13 protein-coding genes are annotated in these 15,642 nt (G+C 51.2%); 4 read left to right on the top strand and 9 right to left on the bottom strand.

Annotated elements, in window-relative coordinates; all coding sequences use genetic code 11:
• Positions 1-225: 225 nt before the first annotated feature.
• Positions 226-2,541, top strand: coding sequence for an OmpA family protein (locus KK083_RS11360; protein ID WP_254163347.1), 2,316 nt, complete (start codon positions 226-228; stop codon positions 2,539-2,541).
• Between the two features lie 102 nt (positions 2,542-2,643).
• Here KK083_RS11360 and KK083_RS11355 read toward each other — a convergent pair whose 3' ends face one another.
• Complete coding sequence (locus KK083_RS11355) at positions 2,644-3,837, bottom strand: S-adenosylmethionine:tRNA ribosyltransferase-isomerase (RefSeq protein ID WP_254163346.1); 1,194 nt, start codon at positions 3,835-3,837, stop codon at positions 2,644-2,646.
• Positions 3,838-4,085: 248 nt separating this feature from the next.
• On the opposite strand from KK083_RS11355, the gene KK083_RS11350 reads away from it, so the two are divergent.
• Positions 4,086-5,165 carry an o-succinylbenzoate synthase gene (locus KK083_RS11350; RefSeq protein WP_254163345.1) on the top strand — a complete coding sequence of 360 codons (1,080 nt, stop codon included), beginning with the start codon at positions 4,086-4,088 and terminating at the stop codon, positions 5,163-5,165.
• A 29-nt stretch (positions 5,166-5,194) separates the two neighbouring features.
• Here the strand turns inward: KK083_RS11350 and KK083_RS11345 are convergent, their stop codons facing one another.
• The 7 genes from KK083_RS11345 to KK083_RS11315 form a co-directional block, all read right to left on the bottom strand.
• A complete protein-coding gene (locus tag KK083_RS11345; protein ID WP_254163344.1) occupies positions 5,195-6,058 on the bottom strand; it encodes an SDR family oxidoreductase in 864 nt (287 codons plus the stop codon).
• 162 nt (positions 6,059-6,220) lie between these two features.
• Positions 6,221-7,672 carry an APC family permease gene (locus KK083_RS11340; protein WP_254163343.1) on the bottom strand — a complete coding sequence of 484 codons (1,452 nt, stop codon included), beginning with the start codon at positions 7,670-7,672 and terminating at the stop codon, positions 6,221-6,223.
• Positions 7,672-8,760, bottom strand: coding sequence for an aromatic ring-hydroxylating oxygenase subunit alpha (locus KK083_RS11335; RefSeq protein WP_254163342.1), 1,089 nt, complete (start codon positions 8,758-8,760; stop codon positions 7,672-7,674). The genes KK083_RS11340 and KK083_RS11335 overlap by 1 nt, the downstream gene beginning before the upstream one ends.
• A gap of 284 nt (positions 8,761-9,044) precedes the next feature.
• Positions 9,045-9,827, bottom strand: coding sequence for a hypothetical protein (locus KK083_RS11330; RefSeq protein WP_254163341.1), 783 nt, complete (start codon positions 9,825-9,827; stop codon positions 9,045-9,047).
• A gap of 34 nt (positions 9,828-9,861) precedes the next feature.
• On the bottom strand, positions 9,862-10,029 hold the full coding sequence (locus tag KK083_RS11325) for a type II toxin-antitoxin system antitoxin (RefSeq protein WP_254163340.1): 168 nt from the start codon (positions 10,027-10,029) through the stop codon (positions 9,862-9,864).
• A gap of 1 nt (position 10,030) precedes the next feature.
• Entirely contained in the window at positions 10,031-10,573 is a 543-nt protein-coding gene (locus KK083_RS11320) for a hypothetical protein (protein ID WP_254163339.1), read from the bottom strand.
• Positions 10,574-10,576: 3 nt separating this feature from the next.
• On the bottom strand, positions 10,577-11,428 hold the full coding sequence (locus KK083_RS11315; protein WP_254163338.1) for an SPFH domain-containing protein: 852 nt from the start codon (positions 11,426-11,428) through the stop codon (positions 10,577-10,579).
• 162 nt (positions 11,429-11,590) lie between these two features.
• On the opposite strand from KK083_RS11315, the gene KK083_RS11310 reads away from it, so the two are divergent.
• Positions 11,591-12,469, top strand: a complete 879-nt coding sequence (locus KK083_RS11310) for a bestrophin family protein (RefSeq protein WP_254163337.1) — start codon at positions 11,591-11,593, stop codon at positions 12,467-12,469.
• A gap of 531 nt (positions 12,470-13,000) precedes the next feature.
• On the opposite strand, the gene KK083_RS32505 is transcribed toward KK083_RS11310, so the two are convergent.
• On the bottom strand, positions 13,001-13,126 hold the full coding sequence (locus tag KK083_RS32505; protein ID WP_262899493.1) for a hypothetical protein: 126 nt from the start codon (positions 13,124-13,126) through the stop codon (positions 13,001-13,003).
• A 159-nt stretch (positions 13,127-13,285) separates the two neighbouring features.
• On the opposite strand from KK083_RS32505, the gene KK083_RS11305 reads away from it, so the two are divergent.
• Positions 13,286-15,637, top strand: coding sequence for a TonB-dependent receptor (locus KK083_RS11305; protein WP_254163336.1), 2,352 nt, complete (start codon positions 13,286-13,288; stop codon positions 15,635-15,637).
• Positions 15,638-15,642: the final 5 nt, after the last annotated feature.

Raw genomic sequence — 15,642 nt, 5'->3', positions numbered from 1 at the left:
GACCCTAAAAATCGGTATAAGTAAGGTAAATTCCTATGATTTATTTGCGCGGCAGCAATATTGTTACTATAACGCCGTGGATTCCAGATTGAAAATAATTACAAAATTAGAGAAACATTACGACCAGACGGCTAATTGGGTTGCGCCGGGTTGTAAGATTGCGATTAAAAATGCAGTATAGAGCTACCATATTCTTTGTACGTTTGATTTTAAAATTGACTACCCATGATGCGAAAGGCTATTAATCTGTTGATCATCCTGTTCACGGTCCAGGCAGCGGTGTTTGCCCAGGCTAACAAGAAGACACTGTCTGAAGCAGAACGTTTTTATGGTATCAAGGCCTATGACCAGGCGCTCCCGCTTTTTGTGGAAGCCATCAAGGCCGGGGAGAAAGACCCAATGGTCCACTACAAGGCTGGGGTTTGCTACCAGAAGTCACCCAACACCAATGAGCAGATCAAGGCAATTCCTTATTGGGAGTACGCCCTGCAAAATGGAAAGGGCATGCCCAACACACTGGCATACGACCTGGGTGAGATCTTGCTGAAAGATGAGAACCTTCAGAAAGCGCTCAACAGCTTCACCCAATATAAAGAGCTCAACAAGGCTGATAAGGCAGCGGTAGCCAAGGCTGACAAGGCCATCGACATTACCAACAATGCCATAGCGCTGATGTCTGTTCCCCGCAATATCAAGGTGAGCAACTTCGGCTCCATCATCAATACGAGCTATACAGAGTACAACCCCGTGGTTTCTGCCGATGAAAGTGTGATGGCGTTCACCGCCCTTCGCCCCAACACCGGTAAGACCCGGTCAGGAGATGCGTTCATCGAAGAGGTCTATATTTCTTACAATCATGCTGGTACATGGTCTGAGCCCAAGGTGATCCCCATTGCATCTGCCTATAACGTGGGCACAGCAGGGATCTCGTCTGACGGACAGAAGATGCTTATCTTCATGGGTGGTGTTACTGATCCCGGAAGCTTGTTCATGATCAGCAAGAGCGGCGACTCATGGTCGAAGCCCGCGCTGATCAACAATGTGATCAACCATCCGAAGTTCCTTGAATCGACCGCCAGCATCACGCCCGATGGCAAAACCATTTATTTCGCCAGCGACCGCCCCGGAGGACAGGGAGGTCTCGATATCTGGAAAACACAAATGCAGGGCAATGGCTCCTGGAGCTCACCCGTGAACCTCGGTCCGGAGATCAATTCAAAAGCAAACGAAGATGCTCCTTTTATACACCCTGACCAGAAGACACTGTTCTTCACATCAGACGGACATAACACCATGGGCGGCCGCGACGTTTTTGTTTCGCGCCTGGTGGCCAACAAATGGAAGGCACCCGAGAACATGGGCTTTCCCATCAACACCACCGCGAACGATAACTACTTCACACTGATTGCCGACGGCACACGCGCTTATTTTTCGTCTGACCGCAAGGGAGGACTCGGCGATCAGGATATCTATTTCCTCGATATGCCCGAGGATGCTGCCAACATTCCGCTCACGATGATCAAAGGAAAGATCCTCAACGCGGAGACCGGCAAGCCGATGCCTACCAAGATCTACCTGGTGGATAACCAGACCAACAAAAAGCTCGACTTTGTTTACGATCCCGATCCGGAAACCGGAAACTATCTGGTGATCCTTCCGCCGGCCAAGAACTATGACATGATCATTGAGTCGGAGGGTTTCCTTCCTTATACGCTCAACATCAACGTGCCCAACCAGGACTATTTCTATGAGCTCTACCAGATGATCAACCTGAAAACCATCAAACAGTTCGATGTGGTGGTGGGCCAGGAGGTTCAGGTGAAAAATGCTTTTTATGACACAGACCAGGAAGTGAAGGCCGACCTGCGCAAAACACACGAGGCCAAGCTTGTGAAGAGTGGCAACGTGGATGTGTATGATATGATGCTGGACCTGATGGCCGCCGATGACAAGGAAGGTATTGCCTATCTCATCGACCTCATTGAACATACCGACCCCATCGATGGTGTGGTGTTCGATGAAAGCAAGAACGAAAAAATGGAAGTTGCTGCCCGCACTTATTATTATGATGAAAGTGACGAAAGCAAGTTCGAGCAGAAGAACGTAGGTGGTAAAACCATCTTCTCGCTGCCTACCATGTTTGTGGCCGAAGAAGCAAAGAAACAGAAAGAGCAGGGCACGAAAAAGTCACAGTTCGACCAGAGCGCGCTTACCAAATCGGCCAAGATCTATTTCGATGCCGGCAAGAGCGACCTGAAGGCGCAGTACAATGCTGAGCTCGATAACCTGCTGAGCGTCCTGACCAAATATCAGGACCTGGGTGTGGAGATCTCGGGCTTCGCTTCTGCAGAAGGTTCGGAAGAGCTTAACCGCGAGCTGTCTAACAAACGCGCCATTGCCGTGCTGGACTATATCAACCATAAAGGTATTGTGAGAAGGCGCATCGTGGCGAAAGGTTACGGTGCATCCAAAGACCAGGTATCCAACAAGGAAGAAGGCAGAAGGGTGGAAGTGAAGATCGTTGATCTGAACGCGAAGTAAGTTTAAAGTTTGAAATTTAAAGTTTAAAGTTGAGCCGAAACAGGTTTCGGAAAATTGAAACACGTTCCAACTTTAAACTTGAAACTTGAAACTTTGCATTGCTCATCCCGAAGGGATCAGCAGCGAGCTATCGCCGTAGCTCAGAAACCTGTAGTCATTTTTCAGCGCTTCGTTATAAATCGTCTTCCAGTCTTTTCCTGCAAAGGCAGCTACCAGCAGGATGAGCGTGGATGCCGGCTGATGGAAATTGGTGATCAGTCCCTGGCAGATCCTGAAGGTATACCCTGGCTTAATGAAAATAGAGGTCTCACCCGTGATTGTTTCAAGCCCGTTCCTGTTCATGTATTTTTTTATCGCCTCCATCGACTCACGCGCTGACGGAAGCGCGCCCATTGTTTCGTAGGGATCGTTCTGGCGGATGATGAACGCCGCATGCTGATCCTGTAAAAGTTTTACCCCATACCAATAGAGGCTTTCAAGCGTTCGCATCGAGGTTGTGCCTACCGGGATGATGAACCTGCCCGGCACGAGCAGGTTGTCGATATTCTTTTCTGTGACGATCACCTGTTCGTGGTGCATGGTGTGCTCTTCGGCATTTTCGGTTTTCACCGGCTGAAAGGTGCCGGCGCTCACGTGCAGGGTCACGAAGTCGTGATGGATATTTCTTTTCTCCAGCGAAGCAAAGACCTTTTCCGTGAAGTGCAGCCCGGCGGTAGGAGCTGCCACAGCGCCCTCGTAATGTGAATAAATGGTCTGGTATCGCTCGCGGTCAGAGTCTTCAGCCTTTCGCTTCAGGTAAGGCGGCAGTGGTGTTTCGCCCCAGAAGCCGATCACTTCAGCAAAAGCATGGTTGCCATCCCAGGTGAATTGTACAAGGCCGGTTTCCCGGTCGAGCAGGGTTGCTTCTATGGTAATGCCTTGCACGTGCTTCGAAAGTTTTGTTCCGGCAGTCCAGCGTTTCAGGTTGCCAATGGTGCACTTCCACGTACACGTTGCTGTAGCCTGCATCGTCTCCGAAAGCACGGGAGAGGGTGTAACGGGCGACAACAGAAAGATCTCGATCTCTGCCCCGGTCTCCTTTCTGAAGTGCAGGCGGGCGGGGATCACTTTGGTGTCGTTAAAGAACAGGAAAGCAGAGGAAGGAAGAAAGCCTGCAAGATCGTAGAACCGGTGGTGTGTGATGTTGCCTTTTTGCCAGACCAGCAACCTTGACTCGTCCCTGCTGGCCAGGGGATACAATGCAATTTTTTCCTGCGGAAGATCGTAGCGGTAGTCGTTGATGTTGAGGATGGCCATAACGCCTGCAAAAGTAATAACTTCTTGTTTCCCGCAGATCACGCGTTTTCTTTTCCCGCAGATTACGCAGATTTGCGCAGAGGTTTCCTGATTCCCCAAAATCAGTATGATCAGAGAAGTGCATTTCATTGCTTATTTTTAGGTGGCCCTAGCACGGCCTTCCCGCTTTCCGTAGCGCACGCAGCCTCCCTTTACCATGATCTGCGAAATCTGCGAGATCTGCGGGGAATGTATTTAAAACTCGACCAATGCCGCTAAGAGCAAGCTACTTCAAAAGGGTTTTTCAATTCAATTTCAAGGCGAGGACCTCCCGTGGACTGATGCGCGACAAGGTATCGTGGTTCATCAAGCTGCACCATGCGGGCGATGACGAGGTCTATGGCCTGGGTGAGTGCGGGCCGTTGCCGGGATTGAGCATCGACGCCAGGCCCGATTTTGAGGAACGGCTGGCGGAGATCGTGAGCAGGTTCAACGAGGCCCGTTTTGAAAGCTTTCGGGCCGAAGATGTTTTGAAGGTTGTTCCACCTGAGTTTCCCTCCATCATCTTTGGATTTGAGACGGCGGCCTATGACCTGGTGAACGGCGGCAAAAGAGTGATCTTCAAAAACCATTTCCTGGAAGGCTACCGCATCCCCATCAATGGCCTTATCTGGATGGGCGACATCGATTTTATGATGGGCCAGATCAGCATCAAGGTCAGTGAAGGTTTCAGGTGCATCAAGCTGAAGGTGGGCGGCCTTGATTTCGACCGCGAATGTGATGTGCTGAACTATATTCGTAAGCGATACTTCCGCGATAATGTCATTCTCAGGCTGGACGCCAATGGGGCATTCAAGCTTGATGACGTGTTGTACAAGCTGGAGGAGCTTTCAAAATTCACCATACACTCCATCGAGCAGCCCATCAAACCCGGGTTGCCTGAGATGGAGGAGCTTTGCAGGAAATCTCCTATTCCCATTGCGCTGGATGAGGAGCTGATCGGTAAAACCACCGATGAAGAAAAGGCCTCGTTGCTGCAACGCCTCAAGCCTCAGTACATTATCCTGAAGCCCACGCTCCACGGAGGTTTGCAGGGATGCGCCTCGTGGATCAACATCGCAGCGCAGAACAATATCGGCTGGTGGGTGACCTCCGCCCTGGAGTCGAGCGTTGGCCTCAATGCCATCTGCCAGTTCACAGCCAATTATAATATAGAGACCCCGCAAGGCCTCGGCACGGGTGGAATCTATGACAATAACATCGAGTCGCCCCTGGAAGTGAAGAACGGCGAGATCTACTGGAATGCAAAGGAGAAGTGGAACCTGGAGGAGATAGCCGAAAGCTTTTAGTTGCGGGCCGCAAGCAGGAGCAGCACATATCAATTATTTTCTGCAAAGCTGCGGATGGTGGTCATCGGTTTTCCTAATTCATTCCATGTGTTCTGGGCTTCGAACCTCTCTGGGTAGTTGTTCAGCGCTTCAATGATGTTGACACCGTAATCCATCTTCTGGCTGAACCTGGCCATCAAACGCAACAGACCCAGCGGAGCGCGCGAAATGGCGAGCTTTCCTTTTTTGTAATGCCTGATGTATTCTTCGGCAGCTTCGTCTGCGGTGAATGCTTCGGGACCTTGTACAACATACTCCCTGTTTTCGTTGCGAAGTATCTGGAATGAGCGGGCTACCTGTTTTCCGTAGTCCGCGGCTGAAATGAAATGCATCTTGTGGTGCGAGGTTCCCGCCAACAGGATGCGGCTTCCCATTCTATAAGTAGTCTCGAAGTTGTCGATGAAGGTAGAAGGGTAGAAGATCGTGTAAGGAATACCGGATCGTTTGACCTTTTGTACGGCCTCGCGCTTCATATCGAATACCCACCAGTTGAAGTTGTTCATACCCTGGTATCGCATCACCAGTGAGCTGATGAACCCGATCCTTTGAATGCCGGCTTTTTTTGCCGCCGTTAGAATGTTGGCAAGTCCATCGGTTTCTGCATGGAAATGGTTTTTCTTCTCCGAGTGTTTCAGGTTCAGGCTGATGTAAAGCCCTTCCTGACCGGTCATCAGTGCGTCGAGTGCTGCGGCGTCACGGATGTCGCCCCTCATACACCTGATACTTCCGGGAAGTTGCCTAGCCTTGTCCTCATCCCTGACCAATGCGGTTACGGTAAAGCCCGCATTTACCAATTCCCTGGCAACAGGTTTGCCCAGCATGCCGGTTGCGCCGATGAATGCAATCTTGTTCATGTATGTGTTCTTTGGCTGGAGAGTCCACGGCCCACAGTCGACGGTCCATGGCAGTGCAGTGAACTCACAAGGCAAACTTACTATTCACAGATGAGTCGTCCAATCACCCCTACGAACTAGTGTAAACGGGCCCATTCGTACCTCGTAATCGTACTTCGTACCTCACTTGCTGCTGTGATCTGTGGACCGTCGACTGTGGACTCCTTTAAAATACCAATACAACGGGATCCCGAGCGCAGTCAGCAGCAAGCCCAGCAGCGAATTGATGATGTCTGTTTTTCCTGCGCTGTAAAGCCGGATGTCATTGACGACGGTGGCGATGAGAAAAAAAAGGGTGAAAGCAACGAAGATCGCGGGCACGAGGGGATAACCCCAAACCCTGTAGGGCCTCTCTGCGTGGGGCAGCTTTTTCCGGAGCACAAAAATACCGGCGGCGCTCATGCCATAAAACAACCAACTGACGAAGATGAGCATGTCGGTAAGCATATCGAAGGATCCGCTCAGCACGAGTATAGAGGTCCAGATGCCGTGAAGCCACAACGCGTTGCCGGGCGTTTGAAACCGGGGGTGTACCTGGCCCGTGAAAGGGAAGAACTGTTTTTGTTGCGCCATGGCAAACGACACCCGTGCTGTAGCAAGCACGTTGCCATTGGTGGTGCCGAATGTGGAGATGATCACCATCAGCGCAATGCAGGCGCCGCCCGCGCTTCCCATCACCACGGTTGCGGCATCTGAGGCTACCATGGAAGAAGCCGCCACCGAGTCGATCGGCAGCACATAACAATAGGCCATGGTGATGAATGCGTAAATGGCCGTGCAGATAACGAGTCCCGTGAGCAGGCTTTTGGGAATGTTCCGCTGGGGGTCTCTTATTTCGCCGGCCACAAAAGTGATGTTGTTCCAGCCGTCATATCCCCAGAAGGCGCCGGAGATCGCTGCCACCAGCGCCCCCACCAATGCCCACCCGGTGGGGGCTGTTGTTGCGGAATTATTGACAAGATTCGCAGCATCGCCCTGACCTGAGAATAATAATCCTGCAATGATCAGCGCCATGGCCACTACTTTGAGCAACGTGAAAACCACCTGGATATCACCACCCGATCTTGTGCTGCGGTAATTGACGTAGGTGAGGCCGAGCACTACCATGATGGTGACACCCTTGACGCCGATATTGTGCAGTGGAAAAATAGACCCGATGAATGGAATGTAAAGCTGCAGGCTCCGTTCTGTCTCCGGTGAGAACCTGGGAAGCTGCACGAAATATTCCGTGTACGTGCCCAGCACATAAGCGATGGAAGCAACGCCCGCGGTATTGAACACGGCGAAGGCCGACCATCCGTAAAGGAATGCGAAAAAATCGCCGTACATGGCTTTAAAAAAAACGAACTGGCCTCCGGTCTCGGGCATCATGGCGGCCACTTCGGCATTGCTCAGCGCACCGAAGATCGTGATGATGCCGGCCACGATCCACACAGCGATGAGCAGCTCAGGGGAGCCGAGCTGTGAGGCCATGATGGCAGGTTTCATAAAGATGCCGGAGCCGATAATACCGCCCACCACCAGCGAAACGCTTGTCCAGAAGCCGAGTGCCGGTATGAGCTTCGGCTGCTGCATCACGCCTGGTTGATGAAGCTGGCCAGTAATTGGTGAAAGTGATGGGTACCTGTTTCGCGGGTCACGGAGTAACGCCCATGTTTATAGAATCTCGAGCGGATACCTTTCTGAACGTTCTGCACCACATCCTCGTCTTCCATCTCTACCTGGTGCAGGTTGGCACCCGCGCCCTGGCGGAGCTTGTTCTCATTCCACACATAAGAAAGGAACGACACCTTGGTTTTGGATACTTCCAGTGGCTGGATCAGGTTAATGGATAAACCCCAGGGATAAAAGTTGAACATCATGTTTGGGAAGATCCAGAAATAATAACCCGCGATCTTCTTGCCGTAGTCTGGCGCGTGCCGCGGAAGATCAAAAATGAATTCGTCGTCTTTGGCGAGTCCGAGCTGCAGGCTGGCATACGGATACAGCTCGGTGGTATAATTTCCGTAGTCGATCACAGCATTGAGCCCGGCATGCACAAAAGGGATATGGAAGCCTTCGAGGTAATTTTCACAGTACAGTGCCCAGTTGGCGTTGATGATATAATCGCGCGAGAACTCCGGCCGGAACTTGAACTCCTGGAAAGGCATCCAGCCCACCCGTGCCGACATTTCCTGGAAGAAACGCTGCGGCTCGAAGGTCTTGTTCAGCGATGTGAACAGCCATTTGCCCCATTGAAAAAAGGGCAGTGATGTGAGGTTGTCTTCCGGTCCGGGGAAATTCTGCACTTCCTTGAATTCGGGCATGGAGAGGAACTTGCCGTCGAGGTTGAATCTTCTGCCATGGTATTTGCAGCGGAGGTCATTGAGCTTGCAGGGCTTCTCCACCAGCAGGTTGCCGCGGTGGGTGCAGACGTTGGAGAGGCAATGCAGCGCTCCCTGTTTATCGCGCGAGAGCAGGAGGGGCTCGTTGAGGTAGTGCTCCAGCAGGTTCACCGGCGTGACCCAACCTGCTTCCATCACCTGGTCGGTATCACCCACCAGCTGCCACGATTTTGCAAAGATCTTTTCTTTGGCCTGCTCGAAATACAACGGGTCAAGGTAGAAGTCTGCGGCAATGGTCTGCGCTTTTGCAATGTCAGGATTGACCTGGAAGTGTTTCATGATCAGTTAAATTACTGAAATTTAACCGATGTCCAAATGATAGAAAGTCCACAGTCCACGGTCGACGGTCCACGGCATACCAGCGAGGGATCTCCGGATCAATTACCGTGTACTTAATTCGCAGGCAAGCCGGAAGCTATGCACGCTGTCAAAAGGGGATCCTTCGTTCCCGCATATCACCGCGCAGCCTTCACTCAGGATATCGGTCTCGGGAGGAGCGAAGCTGGGTCTTCGATCGAAGACTACTTCCTCCTGGCTCCTTACTTCTGGCTCCTGGCTTCTTTTCAATTTTTCAGGTCGTCCAGAGCTCCCTGCAGCTCTGTCGAAAGCCCTGCCTGTGAAAGCGATGACTTCAATCCTTCGAGCAGGAAGTTGGGTACTTTTTCTCCGCGGCCGATCTTGTTCTTGATATCGGCGATCATTTCAAGGGCATCGCTCTTTCCTTCAAAATCGCTTTTGGCTTTTACCTTGTCCTCCAGCACATCCCAGGCGTTGATCTTCTTCGACCGCACCTCAAGCTGGGCAATGGCTTTTCCATGATCTGCCGTGCGCGCATCGATGCATTTGTTGTATTCGTCAACCACCTGGTCGATCGATTTTTTGCTCAGGTCTCCACTTTCGATCCTGGATGCAACGTTCTCGCACTCCGCCAGGAACTTCGTCATCTGTTTTTTGAACGCCAGGTTCGGTACTTCCATGCCGGTGCCGTCTCTTTTCTGAAGGTACAGCCCATCGAACGATACCTGGTTTTCAGGCTGGAAAGCGAACATCGAAAGATAGCCTGACCTGATCAGCTTCATGAACACATATCCACGGTCAGTTCTTACAGGCTGGTATACCTCATCCCGGAACCGGAAGGCGCGTGTCTGAAAAATGGAGTAGATGTTTTTCTTTTTATCGGCCGTTGTTACCTGCACTTTCTTCTCGGGGCCATAGGCGAGCGGCTTCACTTCGCCCTGGATCGTGTCGCCTTTTGTGGTGACCACATAATCCTGTGCTTTGGCGCACTGGTATACGAGCATGATCAAGAAGAAGAGCAGAATGTGAAGGACGCTGAAGTTTTTCATGGTTCTATTTAAGAGTGCTAAAATAAAAATAATTTTATTCTGTTTTGCCTTTCAGTTTCAGCCGGCCGGCTTCTTTCAACGCCCGATGAATGATCCATTCTATTTGGCCATTGGTGCTGCGAAACTCATCCGCCCCCCATTTCTCAACCGCTTTCAGCAGTTCCGGATCAAGCCTTAGTACAAATGGTTTTTTTTGGGCCATTTCAGATCGTTTGGTTTTTTGCCATCAACTTTTTCATAGCCCATTCCAGGCCCTCCGGATTTTGGGTACCCAGCAGGATCGTGTGCCCGTTTTTCAGCTTCAACGAAAGATGCCGTCCGCCCCGTATACGGTAAGACCGTGTTCGCAGAAGAAAGCTGCGGTGGTGGCCGAACCCGCCCGACCGGAACACCCGGAAACCTTTTTCAAGCGAATACGAGTCGATCAACCCGCTGGTGATCAATTGCCATTGCGGCGTGACGGGGAAATACCTGTAGCTGAGGTTATCCCCGTCTACTTTCACCTCCAGCTTCGACGACAGGATCACAAAGGCTCCGATGCCCACGGATACGAGCACTACCAGGAACATTGAAACCAGGCCGCTGTCTGACATCGGCTTATTGCCCCAGGGGATGCCCATCGCCAGTTGCTGATACAAGCCGTACGCGAGGGGAAGGAGAGAAGACAACAATACTGCCACGACCGCTGCCACCACCCATCGGTTTTCACGGAAGGCCTGCACCTCCTCGAAGTAGACGCGTTGCATCGCTTAGTGGTTTAGGGTGCCAGTGTTTACCACGGGGTTCACATCCTTGTCGGAACAAAGCACCACCATCAGGTTGCTCACCATGGCTGCCTTGCGCTCTTCATCCAGCTCGATGATCTGTTGTTGGGCAAGATGCTCCAGGGCCATCTGCACCATGCTGACGGCGCCTTCCACGATCTTGAAACGGGCCGACACCACCGCGGCGGCCTGCTGTCTCCGAAGCATGGCCCCGGCAATCTCAGGGGCATAAGCGAGGTGGCCGATGCGCGCTTCGATCACCCGGATGCCTGCAATCTCGAGCCTGTTTCTCAAGTTCTCTTCCAGCGCGTGGTTTACTTCCTCATGTGCGGAGCGCAGCGTCACCTCTGAATCGGTATCGAAGTTGTCATAGGGATACAGTCCCGCCAGAAGACGAACAGCGGAGTCCGTTTGCAGCTTCACAAAGGTCTCATAGTTATCTACATCAAAGGCGGCCTTGAAGGTATCGTGCACCTGCCACACCAGGATCACGCCGATCTGGATCGGGTTGCCCACCTTGTCGTTCACCTTGATCTTGTCGCTGTCGAAGTTGCGGGCACGCAGCGAAAAGGACTTTTTCATAAAGAAAGGATTCACCCAAAAGAAGCCGTTCGTCTTCACGGTTCCCTGGTAGTCGCCAAACAGCACGAGCACCATCGATCCGTTGGGGTTAACGAAGAAGAATCCAGGCATGAGCACAATGGAGATCACCAGGGGCAGGATCAGCCACATGGTTCTGGCCACGATCAGGCCCCAGATGCCTCCGATGAATAAAACGGCTATGATGGCCAGCATCACATAGCCGGAGACCGGTGAATACGCTTTTTCGTTGTTCATAGCTCTAATGATTTTCTAATGTCTTGCGGTTAAAAAACTCAGTGATATTAAAATGATATCATAAATATATCATTTGTTTTTGTTAACGCAAAACCGTCTGGCAGGTTTCCGTTGCAAATGAATCTTTCTTGCGCTTACTTAGCGATCCTAAAAATCCTGAAGATGGTTAAATACAACCCCAAGACCTGGTTTTCACTGATCTTTCACTCCTACAGCAGGCAGGTGATGAAAACGCTCACACCTACGCTGTTATTCATGATCGTCTACACCACGGTTTGCTGTTTCGTTATCGTTGATTTTTTCAAACTTCACGAATCTGATTTTCAGCCAACCATCGCCATGCACTCGCTGCTGGGTATTGTGCTGGGTCTTTTTCTCGTGTTCAGGACCAACACGGCATACGATCGCTGGTGGGAGGGAAGAAAGTTGTGGGGCGGCACGGTTAACAGTACCCGCAATTTTGCGCTCAAGCTCAATGCCTATCTCAGCCCTGAGAACCGTGATGACCGCGACTGGTTCGCAAAGATGATCCCGAACTTTGTTTTTGCCATGAAGGAAAGTCTGCGTGGTGGTGTTCAGTTAAACGAGCTCGAACCGGTAAGCGATGATTTTCTCGAGAGCCTTCAGAAATACAAGCATAAGCCCAACCGCATTTCAGCCATGCTTTACAGCAAAGTGAATGAGCTCTATAAGAAAGGTGTGCTCACCGGCGACCAGCTCATCAACCTGGACAAGGAGCTGAAGGATTTTATCGATTTTATCGGCGCCTGCGAGCGGATCAAGAACACCCCCATTCCATACTCATACATGATGTATGTGAAAAAATTCATCTTTATCTACATCATCACACTTCCATTCGGATTTGTGACCCAGTCAGGATACCTGACCATCATCATTGTAACGCTGATCACTTTTGTACTCATGAGCGTGGAGCTCATCGCTGAAGAGATCGAAGATCCGTTCGGCAAAGACCTCAACGACCTGCCTACTGATGAATTGTCTGGCAAGATCAGGGATAATGTTAGGGAAATACTGCTTTAATGTTGGGATAATAAGGAGGTACGAAATACGAGGTACGAAGTACGATGAATGCTGATCGAGCTATCGTACTTCGTACCTCGTCCCTCGTACCTCGTCCCTCGTACCTCGTCCCTCGTACCTCGTACCTTCCTAAGACCACAGCATCTTTACCGTGAGACCGGTATCCTGCGCGGAGATTGTGTGATGGCGTATGGGAACGAAGGATCCCCGTTTGGCAACGTGCATCGTTTTGTGGCCTGCCTCCGAATTAAGTACGCAGTAATTGATCCGGGGATCCTTCGCTCGCCTGATCCATTATAATACCACCGCCCAATGACGTGTCCACAGGAGGCTCCGATGGAGCCAATATGAACCAATCTTCCATTCTATAAACATGGAGCTCCTACCGGAGCTGAAATGCATTTCACTCCGGTAGGAGTGTTCTGTCTACTGCTGGATGAGTTCTCTGGAGGACGGTTCCGAAGGAGATATGCCGTGGACCGTGGTCTGTGGACTCTTCACCGAAGGACTTTCCGCGACAAGTCTGTCATTTCAAGCGACCACCACACTAATAATGAAGTACAACACGATCAGCAGTATCAGCACGCCGTACATGATCAGATCAACACGGATGTAGGGTTTATATTGCTGGTAAAGCGCTTTCAAACGTTTGAACATGCTGCCTGTAATTTCTTTTCATGATTTGCGACTGCTAAAGTAACTATTTATAGCGGTTTCCGTCAGACAACAGGTGCCATCGCGCGGCAGGAAAAATAAAAAATCCCGATAGGGGTATCGGTACAGATGATTGTCTGATGCTTAATGAACCTTAAAAACATGTTACGATCCTTACTAGTTTTAACACTTATTCTGATTTCACTGGCGGCCAGGTCGCAGGAAAAAGTCACCCTCAATGGTTATGTCAAAGACGCAGACAATGGCGAAGAGCTTATCGGCGTTACGGTTTACATACCCCAGCTTAAGGCAGGCACTGTCACCAATGATTACGGATTCTATGCGCTTACAGTGCCCAAGGGAACCTACACGGTGCAGTACAGCTATGTGGGATACAAGATCCAGGATGTGACCATCGAGCTTCAGCAGAATGTGTCGCGCAACATCAACCTTCCCGTGGAGGCCGAGCTGATGCAGGAAGTGGTGATCGAAGAGAAGCCGCTGAACGAGAACGTGGTTGCCGTGCAGATGAGCAAGAACACCATCAATATCAACCAGGTACGCAAGCTCCCCGCGCTGTTTGGCGAGATCGACATCATCAAGAACATCCAGATGCTTCCGGGTGTGGTATCGGCCGGTGAAGGCAGCTCCGCTTTCTTTGTACGGGGTGGCAGCGCAGACCAGAACCTGATCCTGATCGACGAAGCGCCGGTATACGACCCTTCGCACTTGTTCGGTCTTTTTTCAGTGTTCAACGCTGACGTGATCAAAGACTCGGAGATCTATAAGGGAGGGATCCCCGCCAGGTTCGGTGGCCGCCTGTCGTCCATCCTCGATGTGCGCACAAAAGACGGCAACAACAAACACTTCGAAGGCTCAGGCGGTATCGGCTCCATGGCCGCAAGGCTTGCCGTGGAAGGCCCTATCGTTAAAGATAAGGCCTCTTATATAGTGTCGGCCCGTCGCTCATATGTCGACCTGTTCCTCAAGGCGGCAAACGAAGACAACCTCGTGCATTTCTATGACGTGAACGCAAAAATAAACTGGAAGCACAACAACAGTAACCGCTTCTTCCTGGCATTCTATACCGGCAGGGACGTGTTCTCTTTTGGCAACGACTTCGGTTTTGCCTGGGGTAACATGACCGGCACCTTCCGGTGGAATCACCTTTTCAACGAAAAGCTTTTCCTGAACACTTCAGTTATCGCCAGCAATTTCGACTACAAGCTCGAGCTGAAAGATGCCATCAACGGCTTCGAGTGGGTCTCTAACCTGCAGGAGCTGAGCGTGAAGAATGACCTTTCATACGCCCTCGGTACACGCAACGAGCTTTCATTCGGGTATCACCTCACAGGCAGAAGGTTCTCCCCGGGAGAGATCAGCCCCACCGGCAGCAGCTCTTTCTTTGCGCCCCAGAAGCAACAGCACATGTATGCCCTCGATCATGCCTTCTACATCAGCGACCTGCAACGTGTCACCGACAGGATCACCCTCGATTACGGTGTAAGGCTTTCGATCTTCCAAAGCGTTGGCAAAGGCGATGTATACCTGTATGAAGACCCACAAGACAATATCAAACGTGAGCGCACCGATACGCTGCACTATGACGCCTGGGAGACCATCAAAAGTTATGTGAACCTGGAGCCGCGGGTAGGCATTCGTTATATGCTGAAGGAAGGCCAGTCGCTGAAACTGTCGTACAACCGCATGGTGCAGAACACACACCTCATGTCGGCGGGAACCGTACCTGTGCCATTCAATACCTGGAACCCCAGCAGCTACTACCTGAGGCCCCAGGTTGCCGACCAGATTGCCGGCGGATATTTCAGGAATTTTATGGATAACCAGATCGAATTCTCTGCAGAGGTCTTTTATAAGGATATCAAAGACGTTACAGACTTTGCCGACAACGCCCAGTTGTTCTTTAACAAAGACCTTTCTACAGAATATCGCCAGGGTAAGTCATGGTCATACGGCAGCGAGTGGATGGTGAGCAAAACACGGGGCAAGCTCACGGGTATGCTGAGCTACACGTGGTCAAAAGTAATGCGGAAGATCCCTGGTGTGAACCGTGGTGAGGCGTTTCCTGCCAACCATGACCGCCGCAATGCGATCAATCTGCAGATGGCCTATGATCACAACGACAAGTGGACATTCGGCGCAACTTTCAACTACAGCACGGGCCGTCCTTTCACTCTCTCGTCGGGCAAGTACGAGTATGGGAGCTATAACCCTGATGTGATTGTTGAGCGGAACTCCTATCGTTTGCCGGACTTCCACAGGCTCGATCTCTCGGCAACACTGAACCCGCGCAAGAATGCAAACCGCAAGTGGAAGGGGCAGTGGGTATTCTCCGTCTACAATGCGTACAACCGCCAGAACCCGTTCACCATCTACACCCGTACCAAGAAGGACGACGATGGCAATATCATCGGCGATGGCACTGAAAAAGAAGCAAGGATGATCTACCTGTTCCCGTTCCTTCCTTCCGTTACCTATAACTTTAAATTCTGATTTGA

It is taken from the genome of Chryseosolibacter histidinae, assembly GCF_018598225.1.
Lineage (GTDB): Bacteria > Bacteroidota > Bacteroidia > Cytophagales > Cyclobacteriaceae > Chryseosolibacter > Chryseosolibacter histidini.
This window is presented reverse-complemented; position numbering and strand designations above follow the sequence as displayed.